We start from the raw sequence: 16,343 nt of genomic DNA on the forward strand, positions 1-16,343 counted from the left end.
AATCGGATGAGGCCGTAGGATGGGTAGAGCGTCTTCGCGAAACCCATCATTCACGCGCACGAAAGCGATGGGTTTCGCTGCGCTCTACCCATCCCACGCTATGCACCATCATGCCCGGTAACGCAGAAGCAAGTTCGGCCAAGACGCTCACCCCATCCCACGACGAACGCAATCACGACGCGGGCGCTTACCGTAACCCGCTGAGCTGCGTCGTCAGGCGATCCATCGCGCTGCCGACGTCGCGCCATTGTTCGAGCCAGCTACGTGGAAAGCGGAAGATGAGATCTGCGCCGCCGATGCGGCGTTCGCTCATGCACATGCCGGGCGTGGCGCCGTCGCGTGTGCAGCGCGCCACCAGCGCCGGCGCCGTGCCGAGAAACAGATCTTCATTGCTGTAAGGCGAGTTGTCGCGGAATGGCTGCGTGGTCAGGCCGTCTTCGCTCGATGTCGCGCGGTCGATATAGCGCGGATAGATCGTGCGCAGGCGCGTGTCCGGCGAGGTCGCATCGTGATGCGCCGAGATCGAGACGAAGATGCGATCGATCGGCTGCGCGTTCTCATCGAAATTCTCGACGCTGACATGTCTCGGCAGGTTGCTCGCTTCGAGCGACGGATAGACGTAGCTCAGATCGACGCGCTCCTGCGGCCCCGAATGTTTCTGCACCTTGCGGCGGAAGGCATGGGTCGGGACATTGAACAGCGTGGCGCCGACACTCACCGGAATGCGGTCGGGATCGCCGGGCTTCTGGCTCTGCCAGGTCGGCCACAACAGATAGGCCACCACCGCGATAGCGGGGGCTGCAAGCGCTGCACCGATCAGCATCGGCACGACGTGGTTGCGGCGGCGATGGCGGCGCCGCGGCCGCGTCGTCGGGTGGGTCGGAAACAGCAGAGACATGCGCACGCTAAATTGGAACCGGGAGGGTGTAACGGGGGCGAATCAACCGCGAATATGCCAGCCGATGGTTAACGGCCTCGGGTACCCCCGCTGCGGGCGTTACCCCGGAGCCATGCACGGTACGCAGTTCCTGATCGTGTCGTTAACCCTTTATTAACGTTATGCTGGCGTGGAGCCTCGCGTTTTGCGATGCAGGGCGGTGTTTATACGTGTAGCGAAAGCCGTTTCATGTCTCCCGATGCGTTGAATTCATTTTTCCAGCTATGCATTGGTTTCGCCCTCGCAGGGGCCATTGCAAGCGCCTATCAAGCCTTCGCCAAACGCCCCCCGAGCTTCAGCCTGCTTCAGCAGGGGCCGACCCCTGAAGCCTTCGCAGCGGTGCCGCTGCTGGTCTTCACGGCGCCCTTCATCATCATGCGCAACACGCTCCGCAACGGCGTGGCTGAGCAGCATCGCATTCAGTTCGTGATGATCGCGACAGTGCTGGCCGGCTTCTGGAGCTTGATGTCCGGCACCTTCATCGTGATGGCCCTGGAAGCACTGGGCATACTGGCCTAACCGCAAGAATCCATGGCAGTGTCTCCCGCAAAGGAGACCAGACAGACCATGGCAATCTACGAACTCGACGGGCAGGAGCCGGATCTTCCGGCCAGCGGAAATTACTTCATCGCCGACACGGCCGATGTAATCGGCAAGATTCGTCTGCTGGAGCAGGCGAGTGTCTGGTTCGGCGCGGTGCTGCGCGGCGATAACGAATGGATCGAAATCGGTGAAGGCTCCAATGTGCAGGACAACTGTACGTGCCATACCGACAAGGGCTTCCCGCTGACCATCGGCAAGAACTGCACCGTCGGCCACAACGTGATCCTGCACGGCTGCACCATCGGGGATGGCGCGCTGATCGGCATGGGTTCGATCGTGATGAACGGTGCAAAAATCGGCAAGAACAGCATTGTCGGCGCCGGCTCGGTGATCACCGAAGGCAAGGAATTTCCGGAGAACTCGCTGATCATCGGATCGCCGGCGCGCGTCATCCGCACGCTGTCGCCTGAGCAAGTCACAGCGATGGGCAGCGCCGCGCGGTTCTATGCCGCCAATGGCCCGCGCTTCCGGAAGGGGATGAAGAAGATCGGCTAGCTGTGATCGCGCTGCGCGTAATCGCCTCTTCCGCGGACGCGCCGGGACCGGGAGGCGTCGCCCGGCGACAGGCGATGCAGCGGTCGATGCGCGGGATCGTGCCGTCGATCGCAAGGTGAAAAGCATCTGCAAGGGGTGCCAGCACCACGTTGCGCGGCAGGCGTCCAGCAACATGCCGCAACCGGCCAGTCGCGAACAAGTGACGGCGATTGGTCGTCACGCCGTGGCGGTTCACGAACGGAAGAGCTACCTATCCAGGAGGGGCGGCGCTGAAAGTGACCCGTGACGGAGTGTAGTCGATGTTACGCAAATTGGTGTTTGGTCTGTTGACCCTTGCCGCGGTCGCATTGGTTGCGCCGACAGCCGCATCGGCACGCGGTGGCGGCGGAGGCGGAGGCTTTCACGGTGGCGGTGGTGGCTGGCACGGTGGTGGCGGTGGCTGGCATGGCGGCGGCGGTTGGCACGGTGGCGGATGGCGCGGTGCTGGTATCGGCATCGGGCTGGGTCTTGCCGGCGCCGGCCTCTATGGCGGTTACTACGGCTACGGCCCCTATGCGTATTACGGTGGGTACCCCTACGCGTATGGCGGTTACGATGACGAAGGCGGATGTTATCTGGTACGTCGACGCGTATGGACACCAGCCGGCTATCGCCTGCGTCGCGTCGAGGTCTGCGACTGATCTGCATCTCGACCGACGCCACCTGACTACCTCATTGGCTCCAGCATAGCTGCGCTGGAGCCGAGGCATAGCTTGTTTCATCGCTGGTTCGATCTTCTGGTACGCGTCTTGCTAAATCAGAACGATGACCATGACACTCGACATTTCCCATCTCACGCTTTTGTTTGTCGCCACGGTTTTTGCGCTGACGATGGCGTTTGTCTGGATGTTCGTTGAGTTCGAACGCCGGTTCGGCAAGTGGTTTGCCGCAACCGCATTGGCGCGATTTGGCTATCGGCCCGATGGCCGTCTCAAGCGCGAGGCTCAGCGCCGCGACTGACGAGCCGTCTGCGCGAAAGGCGATATCGAAGCGACCGCTCTGCGCCGTCCCGTCGTGGTCCCACATGTTCGCTGCATATGTAAGGCTGCCGCGAGAACCCCAAAAAGTTGCGGCCAGCTCTTGGGGGAGAGCTGGCCGCGCGCGATCCGGTCTGGGACGGGGAGGGGTGGGGATGTGACCGGGTCGCGTGTCTGCAATTCGTTTGCTTAGCGATCCCGCGCGCTGGCCGTGGCCACTGCAGGACGGTTGTCGCCGAGCGAGACCCATACATTCGGATCGCTCTGTGACTGGCGCTTGACGAAACGGTAGCCGGTCTCGGTCCAGGCGACGACATTCTCATTCTGGTTGTCGAGAACGTATTCGCCCTTGTCGGTCTTCACCGTGAGCACGGCGTGGCCTTCGCCCTTCTTGTCGCGCACCACGGTGATCAGCAGTGCCTCGCGTGGCCAGCCTGCTTCGATCAGCATCTTGCGCTTCAGGAGCACGTAGTCCTCGCAGTCCCCGTAACCATCAGTCGGCAGCGACCACCTCTCGATCACACCCCAATGATCCATATCGGTCATCGGCTTGACGGTCTCGTTCACCCAACGGTTGACCCGCACGAGATCCTTCCACGCAGTCTGCGTGATGACGATGTCGCGTGGCTGTGTTGCGCCACCGCGGCAGTCGGCCGGATTATCGGAACAGAATTCGACCCAGCCGATCGGTGCGCGCGTGCTGTCGCCCAGACTTGCGTAGAGTTTTTCGTTGCCGGCACGTGCCGACGAAGTCACTCCAAGAAGGACTGCTAAAACGGCCAGTCCGAAATATCGCCCCTTGTTACCAAACATTGTGGCCCCCGTTTTCTTGTTGGGACCATGTTTCTCACAAAGGATTTTCGTCGCCGCTAAATCACCCAAGTACAATTGAAGCGATTACAAGTAAAAGGCGGCGCGAATTCGAATTATACTTGAATCGAATGCGATTCAAATTTTAGCTAATGGCATTTGATTCAAATTTTACGCGTTAATGGCTGGAATGCTGTTATTCGGGAGCTTGCGCGCTCAAGGCGGCGTGAAATTAACGGCTCGCGATCACGCGCAAACGATGCGCAACGGTATCCGCTGGTGCGGACAGCGTCTTCACGCATTGAAAAATCGGAGTTTGGGGCGTTCCGCCGTTTACCGGGCGTTGACGCTGTCTTCGAGCGTCTCAGCCAACTGCTCGTGGAAGAACTCCAGAGCGAAGCCCTCTTCGAGATGGCGGACCACGCGGGACTGGATTCGACCGAGCATGACAATCGAGTTCAGCGGCGGACGCTTCTCTGCCGCAATGGCGGCGCCGGACAGCGACAGGTCGATAATGCGGCCGTTCATCTGGACGCCATCCTCGAGGGTGAGGAGCGCGATCGGATTGCGCGGCACGATACGGTCGTGGCGACGGTCTTCCGGCAGATTGAGAATGTCGCGGTTGGCCAGCCAGGTCAGCTGCGCCGCCAGCTTGTCCCGTTTGCGCGGCGTCGCACCCACAGTCATGGCGAAACCGTTGTCGATAATCCGGGTGACTTTACCTTCGACGCGGCCGATATGGTCGAGATAGGCGATGACGCGGTCGCCCACATTGCCGATGCCGGGGCCGAGCAGCGCGAGGCCGCCAGGCGACATATTGATGACCTGGCACGGAAATTCGCGGCGATCCGGCAGCATATAGCGGCCAAGCAGGTGCACCTTCACCCGCTGAAAGCGACGGCGTTCTTCTGCAGACGGAAGAATCGATTTTGTTTGCGCGAACGCCATCAGTGCCGTGCCGGTCATACGGGTGGAGTTTCGACCGACCCTACGGCCCACAGGGTTAACGCCGCGTTAGCAAATACCGGCGTGGCGCAACCAGGTGGCGTGATTGTTCTGCACGGCACTTAGAATGTGCGAAGCCCAGAAAGCTACTCAGCTCAGCCCTTCATAGACCATCAGGCCGCGGGCAGCCTGCAGCTTGCGCAGGGCGCGCGGCGCAAAGCGCTGCGGCTGGTGGGCGAGATAGCGGAAGGAAGTGAGCTGGAACGCACCGAGCCGGCCGCGGACCTCATACATGGGCGCCAGCAGGCCGGTCAGGCTGATGGGCGCATGCGCGCGTGCCGCAAAGGGCAGCAACAACAGTTCCAGATGCGCCTTCTGGCCGAATTCGGTCATTGCGGTCACGCCTGCGACGGCGACGAGCTGTTCCTCGGATACGACGGTGACCATGTCCCGGATCTCGTCACGGCATTCCGGCGCGAACAGCAACGGGAATGGCTGGTTCTTCAGGTCACGGCCAAGCAGGGCACAAACTCTTGTGCCGGCCACGCGGAACGGGAATTCGACGGGCTTGTCATAGGACAGCACGAAGATGTCGCCGAGCAATTCGCGCACGGGACCAGGTTCCAGCTCGCTCCGGTCGGGAGCGCGCGCAAAACCACGCTTGTCGTCCCAATAGGCGAAAAACGCGCGGCTGGATGGATGTTTCATTCGCCTGATCCTGACCCGGCTTGCAGTGGATCGGGGACATTTCTGTCCCGAATCCATCCACTGCTCGCCGCTACATGTTGTGCAGATCAGTCATTGCAGCGTCCATGCCGAAGCCGCGTTTTCCACCGCGTTCGGGCGGGGTATCCGCCGTTAAGGTTAAGTTTACTATGATTTTAAGGATCTCATTAAGCATCCGGTTTCGGAGCGGGTGGGCGGTTCGGCGTTAACTCTAAGTTAAGCATGTGCTTGGCAACGCGGGGATTGCCGGTAGTCTCCTGCTCACTCCAGAGCGAAGCGGACTGTCTCCAGCAGTTCGTGACGCGCTTCGATAAACAGGTGGCTGAAAACAGAATTGGTCGTCACGCGGGGAGGGGTGGGGATGTCGGCTTGTCCGGCACACCGGGACATCCATTCGCGGGAAAAGATCAAAACGGACCGGGGAGAGCTTTTCTCAGAGGCTCTCCCTTTTTCCTTTTGAAACGGGTTTGCTGTCCTGCGGCGATCCTGAGCTTGCACCGCACCGCCAAAGCCGCCTATCTGAAGCATCGCTCGCCAGAGCCGTTGACAGGCCTTTATCCCCTTGGACCCCTCGGATTCCCCCGTTCCCCAGCGTGAACCGATCCTGACCCTGCCGGGCGCATTGACCGCCTATGTCGGGCTTCTGGCGATCATTCACATCATTCGCATGTCGCTGCCGCTGGATCTGGAATACTGGACCATCGAGGTCTTCGGTTTCATTCCGAAGCGCTACGACCAGACCCTCCTGTCGATGCCGTTTCCCGGCGGCAATGGCGCCAAGGTCTGGAGTTTCGTCACTTACTCGCTGTTGCACGCCAATCTCAGCCATATCGGTTTCAATGTGTTGTGGCTGCTGCCGTTCGGCAGCGCGCTGGCGCGGCGTTTCGGCGCGGTCCGCTTCTTCATCTTCATGGCGGTGACGGCTGTGGCTGGCGCCGCTGCACATCTGGTCACCCATGAACACGCGCTTGGCCCGATGATCGGCGCCTCGGCTTCGGTCTCCGGCGCGATGGCCGCGGCCATCCGCTTTGCCTTCGTGCGCGGCAGTTTCCTGTCATTCAACCGCGGCGACGCCGATGAAGCGGCACGTGTGCCCGCTTTACCGTTGCTGCGTGCGCTACGCGATCCGCGCGTGATCGGATTTCTGGCGGTATGGTTCGGCGTCAACATCATCTTTGGCGTTGGCTCGATTGCGATCGGTGCGGAAGGGGCGAGCGTTGCATGGCAGGCGCATATCGGCGGCTTCTTCGCCGGTTTGCTGCTGTTCTCGCTGTTCGACCCCATTCCGCGGTTGCAGCGCACGGGTTCGCAGGCGTCGTCTCCCGACATCTCCGACCTGCATTGAGCGCGTACCGGCTTCTTGCGAGGCCGACGCATTTGATCCATCATTATGTATTCGACAGGTGACTTACGTTGGCAGGTTCGGCCTTGAAGCCGATCCGTTCCCGGCGTGAGCGGTGTATCAGTTCGATCACCACATCTGAACGACTGTTGAAATGCGCTGCTACACTGCATCTGTCTGACGATCCAGGAATGAAAGATCGCGCCCGACAAAGGGCATGGTCGACTCAGGAGGCGACAATGACGGTACGTGCAATTCTCGATTCCAAAGGCCACCAGATCATCAGCGTTTCGCCGAACGACAAGGTCTCGTCGGTGGTGCAGCTGCTGACAGAGCGAAAAATTGGCGCCGTGCTGGTGATGAGCCATCACAACATCGATGGTATCCTGTCCGAGCGTGATATCGTGCGGGTGATCGGAGAGCGCGGCGCCGCGGCGCTGGATGAAGACGTGAGCGCCGTGATGACGCGCAAGGTCATTGGTTGCAAACCGTCCGACACGGTCGGTGCAATTATGGAAAAGATGACGACCGGAAAATTCAGGCATCTGCCCGTTATTGAGGGCGAAAAGGTCGTTGGCCTGATTTCGATCGGTGACGTCGTCAAATTTCGTGTGCGCGAATTCGAACGCGAACAGGAAGCACTGCGCGAATATATCGCGACAGCCTGAAGCCGCTGCGCTCAGCCCTGCGAAGTGGTCGGCTTCTGTGCAACGACGGGCGCAGGTGAGTTGGCCACTTCGGGGGCGAGGATTTCGATCGCCTCTTGAATGGACTCGACGGCGCGTTCTGCAGCACGCGCGCCGAGTGTGATCATCTCTTCAGCGCGGTGGAAATCGAACCAGCCGATGCGGCCAACGCGTGGTGCGATCAGGAGATCCGGCGGATCGCCGGCGAGGCGCGCGCGGGTGATGCGATCCTGCATGATGTTGAAGGCATCGACCATCACCGTGGAGATGCCCGGTCGTCCGCCGCCGCCGAAGAATTCGCGCTTCATGGTGCGCTCGGCTGAGAAGAACTTGCTGAAACCGCGCTTCGGCTCTTCGACTTCGATGACGGTCTCGGCCACTTCTGGTCCCGTGCCATGGTCGAAAATCGTGGTCGAATGGCCAAACACGTCATTGCTGAGATTGGCTGCGATGACGATCTCGGCGCCCAGCGCGCGCGCCGCCGATACCGGCACCGGATTGACCAGCGCGCCATCGACCAGCCAGCGATCTCCGACCAGAACCGGCGAGAAGATCCCCGGCAGCGCATAGGACGCGCGCATCGCATCGACCAGGCGACCATGAGTCAGCCAGATTTCATGACCGGTGCGAACCTCGGTGGCGACACTGGCGAATTTCAGCGGGAGGTCTTCGATCAGCGTATGGCCCAGCGACGCTTCGAGCTGCGCGGCGAGCTTGTTGCCGCCAATCAGGCCGGAACCGTTCAGGCGGATGTCGAGATAGCTGAGAATATTGCGGGGCTGCAGGCCGCGGGCCCATTCCTCGAGCGTATCGAGATGGCCAGCAGCATAGGATCCGCCAACCACGGCACCGATCGACGTCCCCACCACGACATTCGGGACGATGCCATGGGCAAGCAAAGTGCGCAGGATGCCGATATGGGCGAAACCGCGCGCCGCACCGCCGCCGAGCGCCAGACCAATGATCGGACGCCGAACGCTTCCCAAACCAGGCTTGTCGCGACCGTTCGCGCCATTCTGGCCGCGCCCCATCAGAATCTCCAGCACACAAAGCTCCTCGACGTCGCCGATATTAAATGCCGCAGCGCCATCATTCCAGACGGTAGCTAATTCATGATTTATGTCGCGTTTGCGAGGATTAGGCACCAAATGTGACTGCAGAACGACCCGTTATCGCACGATACACCGGTTCCTGAAGGTCTCACGCGATTGTGGGTCTGGCGGCGGTACGGCCGCGTCAAGGCTTGAATTTGTCACGTTTTCAGTGAAAAGCATGACGATGATTGCATGGGGCCATGATTTGCGAACATCCGGCCGGAGCGGACGGCTGGCCATGGTGCTGGCCCTTGCTCTGCTGCAGGCTGTTGCCTTGCCCCGGGGCGCATCCGCGCAGTTCTTTTCGGACCGTCCGGCACCGGTACCGCCGGGCTCGATCCCGGATGTCCCGTCGGGTCCGGCCATCAGTCTCGCGCCGCCGTCCGGTCCTGCTTCCACGCCCCTGTTGCCGGCGCCGCTGACGCAGCCGCCGGTTGCCAATGTCACTCCGCCTGTACCGTCGCCGGTCCAGGCTGCTCCAACAGGGCCCGCACAGGGCGTGTTGGCGCTCACGGCGCGCTATGGCAAGGATATGCCGGTCATCAATAGCGGGCTGGTCTGGCGGGTCTATTCGGATAGGCCGGACGAGACCGGTGCCTTCAAGCTGATCCGCGAGGATCGCGGCGCAACGCCCAACATCGTGCTGCCGCCGGGCAACTATGTGGTGCATGTGGCGCTCGGCCTCGTCAGCGCGGTGCGGCCTGTGACCGTCAAGTCCGATACCGATCGCGAAGCGTTCGTGCTGCCCGCCGGCGGATTGCGGATCGAGGGCCGCGTCGGCACCACAAAGATTCCGCAGAACCAGATCTCGTTCTCGATCTACAAGGGCAGCCAGTTCGAAGGTGGCGAGCGCACGCCACTGCTGCCGAGCGTTCCTGCCGGCGATGTCGTGCTGCTGCAGGAAGGTACTTACTACATCATCTCGAATTACGGTGACGCCAATTCGGTGGTGCGCTCCGACATCCGCGTGCAGGCGAGCAAGCTTACCGACGTGACGATCACGCATCGCGCGGCGGTCATCACCATGAAGCTGGTAAGCGACAAGGGCGGCGAGGCCTTGGCCAACACCGCGTGGTCGGTGATCACGCCGGCCGGCGACGTCATCAAGGAATCGATCGGCGCCTTCCCGCGCGTGACCCTGGCAGAAGGCGAATATCGCGCCATCGCCAAGAACGAAGGCAAGGTGTTCGAGCGCCCGTTCAACGTCGTGAACGGCGTCGACGGCGAGATCGAAGTCATCGCGCGCTAACTGCTGCTTGCCAGCTACTCAACAATCTTCCAGAGCAAAGATCTCGTTGCAGACAACACGCCTCAAACGCGAATGAATTGTCATGCGCTTGTCATGGTCCTGAATCGCCAACTAACCATCGTGCCAGTTTTTCGCGTCACAATACGTCATTGCCGTCTACGGCCTCGGAACGTTTACATGACGTTAATCTCGGTAGCCCGATTAGCAAGTATCGCTACAAGTGCTACGAAGGGGATGTCGTGACCGCGGCAAGACAGTTATCCGGAAGCCCGGATGTCAAATTGTTCGACGATATTCCCGCCTTGCAACGCAAATGGCGGGCAGCCGTTCGTCCCGGACAGATTCTGCCCGGCTATGAAGAAGTGATGCTCGGCAGTCTTGGGCGCATGGCCGATCACATCGTGCTGCTGAAGGTCGAGGGCGTGACGCTCGAAGTGTCACGCAGCGGCCGCTATGTGCAACAGTGGCTGGGTGATGATCGCTGGGACATTCCGCTCGACGTGCTGGCGCCTGATTGCGTGCGTGCGCTAACGGAGGCCGCGAGCTGCGCGTTGCAGGCCCATCGGCCACATCTGATGGTGGCGCATTGCGTGCGTGACGGTCTCGTCCACACCTATGACATTCTGGCGCTGCCGACAGCGTCACGCTGGGGTGGCCGGTTGGTCGGCGTCTATGTCAACGAGCAGGGCACCCGCTACAATCTGGTCGATGCGATCTTCTCGTCGACGGACGAAGGCATCGTGTCGCTTGCGGCGATCCGGGATTCCGCGAGCCGGGCTTTTGACTTCCAGATCGTGCATCACAATCAGGGCGCTTCGCGCCTGTTGAAAGTATCACCCGCCGACCTTCAGTGGCGCAGGCTGAACGAAGGCGGCCATGCGCTGTCGTTGCCGAGCGTGACGAAATGGCTGCTGTCCATGATCGCCAATGGTCAGAGCGGTCAGCTCGAGATCGACAGTGATGATCGCAACCTTCGGCTCAGCGCGACGGCCTTCGGCGATCTCGTATCCCTCACGGTCTCCGATGTCACCGACATCAAGCGCCGCGAAGCCTCGTTCCGGCTGCTGTTTGACAGCAATCCGATGCCGATGTGGGTGTTCGATGCCGAGACGATGGAGTTTCTCAGCGTCAATGACGCGGCAGTCGCGCATTACGGATACGACCGTGCCACCTTCCTGCGCATGCAGCTCAAGGAAATCTGGCCGCGCGACGAGTGGGAAATTCACACGCGTGCGCTGATGCAGCTCGGAGATATCTATCAGTCGGATCGCAACTGGCGTCACCTGAAGGCTGACGGAAGCGAGATCGAGGTGCTGACCTATGGCCGCCGCGTGATGTTCGAAGGCCGCGATGGCTTCCTCGTGGCTGTCGTCGATATCACCGAACGTCGCAAGGCCGAAGCGCGCGTGGCGCATATGGCGCATCACGATGCCCTGACGGATTTGCCGAATCGTGTTTTCTATCAGGAGCGTCTGGCCCAGGCGCTCGATCACGACGATCAGAGCAAGCATGTCGCGGTGCTGTGCATCGATCTCGACCTGTTCAAGAATGTAAATGATTCCTTCGGCCATCCGATGGGCGACCGGCTGCTGAAAATGGTCGCGACACGCATGCGGACCGAGGTGCGCGGCAACAATCTCGCGGCGCGGCTCGGCGGCGACGAATTCGCTGTGGTGCTGGCCGCCGATATCACGCCCAATGAAGCCAATGATTTTGCTGCACGGCTCATTGAGATCATCAGCGCCCCCTATGACATGAACGGCGTCGAGGTCGTGATCGGCGCTAGCATCGGTATCGCCATGTCACCGGGCGACGGCGATACCAGCGAAGAGCTGATGCGCAATGCCGATATGGCACTGTATCGGGCCAAGTCCGAAGGCGGCGGTGTGCATCGCTTCTTCGAGCGCGAGATGGATCGCCAGGCCCAGAAGCGGCGCGACATGGAGCTCGATCTGCGCAGCGCTTTCGCCGATGGCGACTTTGAATTGCACTACCAGCCGTTGGTCGACCTCGCCGCTGATCGCATCACCGGATTTGAAGCGCTGCTGCGCTGGAAACATCCCGACAAGGGTATGATCTCGCCAGCGGATTTCATTCCAGTGGCTGAGGATATCGGCCTCATCGTCGCGCTGGGGGAGTGGGTATTGCGCAAAGCCTGCGCTGAAGCAGCCAAGTGGCCGGACAATATCAAGGTGGCGGTCAATCTATCGCCGGTGCAATTCCGCAGCCGCAATCTGGTGCAGGTCGTGGTGGCGGCGCTGGCCTATTCCGGCCTGTCGCCGCATCGTCTTGAGCTGGAAATCACCGAGTCGGTGTTTCTCGCCGAAACCGAAGCCAACCTGGCCATCCTGCACCAGCTGCGCGCGCTGGGCGTCCGCATCTCCATGGATGATTTCGGCACCGGCTATTCGAGTCTGAGCTATCTCCGCAGCTTCCCGTTCGACAAAATCAAGATTGATCGGTCGTTCGTGAAGGACCTGATCGAACGGCCGGATTGTGTCGCCATCGTGCGCGCAATCTCCGGGCTCGGCCGCAGCATGAACATCACGACAACGGCCGAGGGTGTCGAGACGATCGATCAGCTCGACTGGCTGCGCGCGGAAGGTTGCAACGAGGTGCAGGGCTTTCTGTTCAGCCCCGCAAAGCCCGCGTCGGAAATCGAGAACCTGCTGCGCCGGTTTGGCAGCCAGGCGTCCCAGGCCGCATAACTAGAGTTCAGAACCGCGTCACGAGATCTTTGAGCTCGGGACGCGGTCGGTCCTCGATCACCTTATCGGGCTTGCCGCCAATATGGATGAAGCCCGCCAGTCTTTCATTGGCGGCGAGGCCGAGGCCTTCGAGCACGTCGCGGTCATAGGCCATCCAGCCGGTCAGCCAGTTGGCGCCATAGCCCATCGCAGTGGCGGTTGACACAATATTCATGCAGCTCGCGCCTGCGGACAGTTCCTGCTCCCATGGCGGAATCTTCGGATGCGGCTTGATGATGCTTACCACGCCGATCACCAGCGGCGCTTCCGTCAGTTTGTGTTTCTGTGCCTCGATATCCTCGACCGGTGCATCGGGATTCTTCCGTGCGAACACGGTGGCGATGACGTTGCCGGCGCGCTTGCGGGCGTCGCCCTCGAAAATGATGAAGCGCCATGGTGCCAGCTTGCCGTGGTCCGGCACGCGTGCGCCGATGGTCAGGATGGTCTCAAGCTCGGCGGAGGAGGGACCGGGGCCTGACATCTCGCGCGGCTTGACGGAGCGGCGGGTCTTCAGGAAATCGATGATGTCGGGCACGGGCAGTTCTCACATTGCAATTTGACGGATCGCATATCATGCGGAGCGGCGCACCACGAGGTGGGCCGTGCATATTTAGATCGATTGTGACCGCGCGATGATGGGATCGCAATGGAGCAATGCAGCCTGACAAAGCTCTTGTGCGGTCAGCAATGGCGCTGGCACGCGTTGATGCGTCGGTTGCGGGTCACGCCATGGCGCTATTGATGTCGGTCGTCTGGGGAATCCCGCAGGCCGATCTCGCGGTTCGTCGTCGAAGGTGAGCCTGATCTGCCGAAAGAACTGTTGCAGCTCGCCAACGTCGTTCTGACGCCGCATATCGCCGGCCGCTCGCCTGAAGCCATTGCAGCGACCACGACGCTCGCGCTCGAAAACCTGATCGCGCATCTGGAGGGGCGGAGCGTTCTGACGCCCGTCCTTCCAGCACCGGTGCCGCGTTAGGCCGACGTCGGTCGCGCCGGCATCTTCGACGCGCGATCGAGCAGGTCTTTTCCGAGATCCTCGAGTACCTCCCGCGACGCCAGATAGAGGCTATGACCGCGCTCGGTTTCGAACGCCAGCGCCACCACCTCAGGCCGGTTCGGATCCGGGATCAGCTGATAGGCGCGGATCGGATAGGCGACGATTTCCTGTTCGTCAGTCATCAATGTTTCCGTGGGTCTGGCGTGAATGAGGATACCTGGATGTGAGCGTTTTGCGGCGAAATGGATATCGTTCGCGTAAAGAAAATGCATCAAAACGGGATTTGAGAGCTTCGGTTCCGATTTGATCGGAACAGAAGCTCTAGCAGGATCTGGCTCGATCCGCGCGTTGCCGCAGCGATTAATTCGCTGGATCCGGCCTGAGGATCTACGGTCTGCGATTGGCTGCGGGGGCCGGCGCGACGCAACTGATTGATCCGATTCCCGCTGCGCCGTATTGGACGTATCCGCCGCCGGCGGGCGGCGAATGCGGCGCAGAGATAGGCAGGTAGATGTAGCAGATCGCGCCGTCCACCGGATCGCGCCAGCGCTGGATGATGGTATCCTGCAATGGCCCCGCATATTGCCGATCGAGCGCCATGCGCGGCATCCCCTCCCACCGCGGGGGCTGAGGTTGTTGTTGCGATTGCTGCGGTGGCGGAGCGGGCGGCTGCGTCGGCGATTGCTGCGCCTGTTTTTGTGGCGTTGGCAGCAGCCATGGCGATTGTGCTTGCTGCTGAGCGAGGGCGGCGAGCGGATTGCACGTCAGCGCCGCCAGTGCGGTTAGATATTTGAGTTGCACTGTCGCGCAGGTCGCTAGCGATGAGGTCACGGCTTCAAACCTGTTATTCGACTAGAACTCTCCGGCGAGCCCGACACGGGTGCCGTGGCTGTTGCCACCGCCGTAGGCGTAGCCGGCGGTGACGGCGAGCGGCACGCTTGTGTTGAGGCGGTGTGCGAGCGCGCCGCCGGTGGCGGTTTGCCCCTGAAAATTTGCGACATTCGCCGACCAGCTGGTGCGTCCCGCAGCCGATGGCATCGGGGCGGTGGTCATCGCCATCGCGGCCGCGACCCCGCGCCGCGCTTCGGTACGGTTGGTGTCAACCTGGCCTTGCAGGTTGGAAAGTTGCGACTGGAAACCTGATGCGATGCTGCCGAGCTGGCTGACGTTCACAGCGTCGGTCGGGTTGATGCCGGCAGCGACGTTGGTGATACGCCGCTCATTGCCGGCCGAGCCCACTGATACCGTGTTGGCCTGAGTGGCGACTGAGCCCGCACCCAGCGCGACGGAATTGGCCGCTGTCGCCTGCGCATTGGGGCCGAGAGCCGAGGAGAGCGATCCCGACGCGCTCGCGCCGTCGCCGAATGCCGCGCCGCCATTGGAGGCCGATGCCGCCGCGCCGACAGCGACCGAGCCAGTCGCGATCGCGCCGGCTCCGATGGCGATGGAATTGACGCCGGAGGCGGTGGAGTTCACACCCACGGCGATCGCGCCGTCCTTTAACGCCTGGGCGGTATCGCCGATGGCGACCGATGAGTTGCCGCTTGCGTTACTATTTTTGCCATACGCCGAACTGCCGGCGCCGTTTGCGGTGCTGTTGTCGCCATATGCCGAACTGCTGTTGCCGCTCGCTGTGCTGAAGTTGCCGTAGGCTGAGCTGTAATTGCCGGCAGCCGTGCTGTTGCTGCCGTTCGCGGTGCTGAAGTCTCCGCTCGCCTTGCTGGCGATGCCGAGTGCGGTGCTGCTAGCCCCGCTCGCGTTTGCGCCGGCCGTAGCGAACGTTTGCGCGATAGGATCAAAGATGCCGGCTCCGGCCCCAATGGCGGTGCTGCCGATGCCTGCTGCTCGCGCTCCGGCACCAAAGGCCGAACTGCTGTTAGCGCTTGCAAGGCTGGCGATGCCAACGGCCGTGCTGTTCACCCCGGTCGCCGCGGCGGCGGACGTCGTATACGTAAAAGTGAGAGGGTCGTAGATCGCACCTCCGATCGCGGTACTCCCGCTCTGGTTGGCCAACGCGCCGATGCCGAACGCCGAACTTCCGACGCCTGTCGCGACCGTGGCGGCGCCGTATGCGGAGCTGCCAATTCCAAACGCTGAACTTGAGATGCCTGTCGCCGTGCTCGAATCGCCCGTCGCCGAACTCAATTGCCCGATGGCGGTGCTTCCCTGCTGTGTCGCGCTCGATCCTGAGCCATAGGCTGTGCTGTAATTGCCGCTGGCCTCGCTCGTCTTGCCAACGGCGGTGCTGTTGAAGCCAGTCGCGGTGCCTTGGCAATTTAGGGTACTGAGCAGATCAGTACTTGCGTTAATTCCTGAGTTGCATCCGGCCGTCGCTGGTGCGGACCAGAAACTCGCCAACACGGCGATCAGAATGGTGGTGATATGCAACGTATTGCGACCGGCCGGAACGATGGTGTCCTGACGTCGATTACCAGACATGCCTAACCCCCGGTGGCAGCCGGCAACGGTTCTGTCGCTTCGGCCTGCCACCCGTCACTTTGGCCAAGCCCTGCACCACCGCATCTGACGTTCGTCAGATGCGGTGGTGCAGGAGAGGGCATTTTCAGGGAATATTGCGGAATGTTGCCGGGCGCGGCTTTGCGGCAACATCGGCGCTGGACAGTGTGCACGCGCGATGAGACAATTTGTCTCGGTTTATCAGTGGGTGCGTGAGGTTTGGCCTCAGCATAAGCGCG

At 61.4% G+C, this 16,343-nt stretch carries 18 protein-coding genes; 9 read left to right on the forward strand and 9 right to left on the reverse strand.

Going from position 1 to position 16,343, the window contains the following annotated elements; genetic code table 11:
* Positions 1–187: 187 nt before the first annotated feature.
* Positions 188–898 carry a hypothetical protein gene (locus tag ACEK02_RS27040; protein WP_371424554.1) on the reverse strand — a complete coding sequence of 237 codons (711 nt, stop codon included), beginning with the start codon at positions 896–898 and terminating at the stop codon, positions 188–190.
* Positions 899–1,126: 228 nt separating this feature from the next.
* Here ACEK02_RS27040 and ACEK02_RS27045 point away from each other — a divergent pair, with 228 nt between their 5' ends.
* The 4 genes from ACEK02_RS27045 to ACEK02_RS27060 all read left to right on the forward strand — a co-directional run bounded on the left by ACEK02_RS27045 (position 1,127) and on the right by ACEK02_RS27060 (position 3,034).
* The gene (locus ACEK02_RS27045; RefSeq protein WP_371424555.1) at positions 1,127–1,456 is read left to right on the forward strand and encodes a hypothetical protein; all 330 of its coding nucleotides are present in this window, start codon (positions 1,127–1,129) and stop codon (positions 1,454–1,456) included.
* Positions 1,457–1,504: 48 nt separating this feature from the next.
* The gene (locus ACEK02_RS27050) at positions 1,505–2,035 is read left to right on the forward strand and encodes a gamma carbonic anhydrase family protein (RefSeq protein WP_371424556.1); all 531 of its coding nucleotides are present in this window, start codon (positions 1,505–1,507) and stop codon (positions 2,033–2,035) included.
* Between the two features lie 299 nt (positions 2,036–2,334).
* Entirely contained in the window at positions 2,335–2,715 is a 381-nt protein-coding gene (locus ACEK02_RS27055; RefSeq protein ID WP_371424557.1) for a hypothetical protein, read from the forward strand.
* A gap of 130 nt (positions 2,716–2,845) precedes the next feature.
* Positions 2,846–3,034, forward strand: coding sequence for a hypothetical protein (locus tag ACEK02_RS27060; protein ID WP_371424558.1), 189 nt, complete (start codon positions 2,846–2,848; stop codon positions 3,032–3,034).
* Positions 3,035–3,240: 206 nt separating this feature from the next.
* On the opposite strand, the gene ACEK02_RS27065 is transcribed toward ACEK02_RS27060, so the two are convergent.
* From ACEK02_RS27065 to ACEK02_RS27075, 3 genes are all read right to left on the reverse strand, one after another.
* On the reverse strand, positions 3,241–3,864 hold the full coding sequence (locus ACEK02_RS27065) for a transglutaminase-like cysteine peptidase (RefSeq protein WP_371424559.1): 624 nt from the start codon (positions 3,862–3,864) through the stop codon (positions 3,241–3,243).
* 330 nt (positions 3,865–4,194) lie between these two features.
* Positions 4,195–4,809: a PilZ domain-containing protein gene (locus ACEK02_RS27070; protein WP_371424590.1), complete on the reverse strand. Its 615-nt coding sequence runs from the start codon at positions 4,807–4,809 to the stop codon at positions 4,195–4,197.
* Positions 4,810–4,956: 147 nt separating this feature from the next.
* Positions 4,957–5,514, reverse strand: a complete 558-nt coding sequence (locus ACEK02_RS27075) for a PAS domain-containing protein (RefSeq protein ID WP_371424560.1) — start codon at positions 5,512–5,514, stop codon at positions 4,957–4,959.
* 580 nt (positions 5,515–6,094) lie between these two features.
* On the opposite strand from ACEK02_RS27075, the gene ACEK02_RS27080 reads away from it, so the two are divergent.
* Positions 6,095–6,877, forward strand: coding sequence for a rhomboid family intramembrane serine protease (locus ACEK02_RS27080; protein WP_371424561.1), 783 nt, complete (start codon positions 6,095–6,097; stop codon positions 6,875–6,877).
* A 236-nt stretch (positions 6,878–7,113) separates the two neighbouring features.
* Positions 7,114–7,542: a CBS domain-containing protein gene (locus ACEK02_RS27085; RefSeq protein WP_371424591.1), complete on the forward strand. Its 429-nt coding sequence runs from the start codon at positions 7,114–7,116 to the stop codon at positions 7,540–7,542.
* A gap of 11 nt (positions 7,543–7,553) precedes the next feature.
* On the opposite strand, the gene ACEK02_RS27090 is transcribed toward ACEK02_RS27085, so the two are convergent.
* Positions 7,554–8,606, reverse strand: a complete 1,053-nt coding sequence (locus tag ACEK02_RS27090) for a patatin-like phospholipase family protein (RefSeq protein ID WP_371424562.1) — start codon at positions 8,604–8,606, stop codon at positions 7,554–7,556.
* A gap of 226 nt (positions 8,607–8,832) precedes the next feature.
* Between ACEK02_RS27090 and ACEK02_RS27095 the strand changes: the two genes are divergently transcribed.
* Together ACEK02_RS27095 and ACEK02_RS27100 are read left to right on the forward strand one after the other, a co-directional pair.
* Positions 8,833–9,903, forward strand: a complete 1,071-nt coding sequence (locus ACEK02_RS27095; RefSeq protein ID WP_371424563.1) for a hypothetical protein — start codon at positions 8,833–8,835, stop codon at positions 9,901–9,903.
* Between the two features lie 239 nt (positions 9,904–10,142).
* A complete protein-coding gene (locus ACEK02_RS27100; protein ID WP_371424564.1) occupies positions 10,143–12,611 on the forward strand; it encodes a putative bifunctional diguanylate cyclase/phosphodiesterase in 2,469 nt (822 codons plus the stop codon).
* Positions 12,612–12,618: 7 nt separating this feature from the next.
* On the opposite strand, the gene ACEK02_RS27105 is transcribed toward ACEK02_RS27100, so the two are convergent.
* A complete protein-coding gene (locus ACEK02_RS27105) occupies positions 12,619–13,185 on the reverse strand; it encodes a nitroreductase (RefSeq protein ID WP_371424565.1) in 567 nt (188 codons plus the stop codon).
* A 285-nt stretch (positions 13,186–13,470) separates the two neighbouring features.
* Between ACEK02_RS27105 and ACEK02_RS27110 the strand changes: the two genes are divergently transcribed.
* A complete protein-coding gene (locus ACEK02_RS27110; RefSeq protein WP_371424566.1) occupies positions 13,471–13,626 on the forward strand; it encodes a hypothetical protein in 156 nt (51 codons plus the stop codon).
* On the opposite strand, the gene ACEK02_RS27115 is transcribed toward ACEK02_RS27110, so the two are convergent.
* From ACEK02_RS27115 to ACEK02_RS27125, 3 genes are all read right to left on the reverse strand, one after another.
* On the reverse strand, positions 13,623–13,829 hold the full coding sequence (locus ACEK02_RS27115; protein ID WP_371424567.1) for a hypothetical protein: 207 nt from the start codon (positions 13,827–13,829) through the stop codon (positions 13,623–13,625). The two genes, ACEK02_RS27110 and ACEK02_RS27115, sit on opposite strands and share 4 nt — an antisense overlap.
* A 205-nt stretch (positions 13,830–14,034) precedes the next feature.
* Positions 14,035–14,247, reverse strand: coding sequence for a hypothetical protein (locus ACEK02_RS27120; RefSeq protein ID WP_371424568.1), 213 nt, complete (start codon positions 14,245–14,247; stop codon positions 14,035–14,037).
* Between the two features lie 252 nt (positions 14,248–14,499).
* Complete coding sequence (locus tag ACEK02_RS27125; RefSeq protein ID WP_371424569.1) at positions 14,500–16,035, reverse strand: YadA family autotransporter adhesin; 1,536 nt, start codon at positions 16,033–16,035, stop codon at positions 14,500–14,502.
* Positions 16,036–16,343 lie beyond the last annotated feature (308 nt).

Origin of the sequence: Tardiphaga sp., from assembly GCF_041424195.1 — a bacterium.
Taxonomy (GTDB): Bacteria; Pseudomonadota; Alphaproteobacteria; order Rhizobiales; family Xanthobacteraceae; genus Tardiphaga.

Coding starts and splice junctions, on each gene's coding strand:
- ACEK02_RS27060 (WP_371424558.1), top strand. CDS start 2,846: ATGACACTCGACATTTCCCATCTCACGCTTTTGTTTGTCGCCACGGTT.
- ACEK02_RS27050 (WP_371424556.1), top strand. CDS start 1,505: ATGGCAATCTACGAACTCGACGGGCAGGAGCCGGATCTTCCGGCCAGC.
- ACEK02_RS27120 (WP_371424568.1), bottom strand. CDS start 14,247: ATGGCGCTCGATCGGCAATATGCGGGGCCATTGCAGGATACCATCATC.
- ACEK02_RS27045 (WP_371424555.1), top strand. CDS start 1,127: ATGTCTCCCGATGCGTTGAATTCATTTTTCCAGCTATGCATTGGTTTC.
- ACEK02_RS27055 (WP_371424557.1), top strand. CDS start 2,335: ATGTTACGCAAATTGGTGTTTGGTCTGTTGACCCTTGCCGCGGTCGCA.
- ACEK02_RS27085 (WP_371424591.1), top strand. CDS start 7,114: ATGACGGTACGTGCAATTCTCGATTCCAAAGGCCACCAGATCATCAGC.
- ACEK02_RS27065 (WP_371424559.1), bottom strand. CDS start 3,864: ATGTTTGGTAACAAGGGGCGATATTTCGGACTGGCCGTTTTAGCAGTC.
- ACEK02_RS27075 (WP_371424560.1), bottom strand. CDS start 5,514: ATGAAACATCCATCCAGCCGCGCGTTTTTCGCCTATTGGGACGACAAG.
- ACEK02_RS27115 (WP_371424567.1), bottom strand. CDS start 13,829: ATGACTGACGAACAGGAAATCGTCGCCTATCCGATCCGCGCCTATCAG.
- ACEK02_RS27070 (WP_371424590.1), bottom strand. CDS start 4,809: ATGGCGTTCGCGCAAACAAAATCGATTCTTCCGTCTGCAGAAGAACGC.
- ACEK02_RS27095 (WP_371424563.1), top strand. CDS start 8,833: ATGACGATGATTGCATGGGGCCATGATTTGCGAACATCCGGCCGGAGC.
- ACEK02_RS27040 (WP_371424554.1), bottom strand. CDS start 898: ATGTCTCTGCTGTTTCCGACCCACCCGACGACGCGGCCGCGGCGCCGC.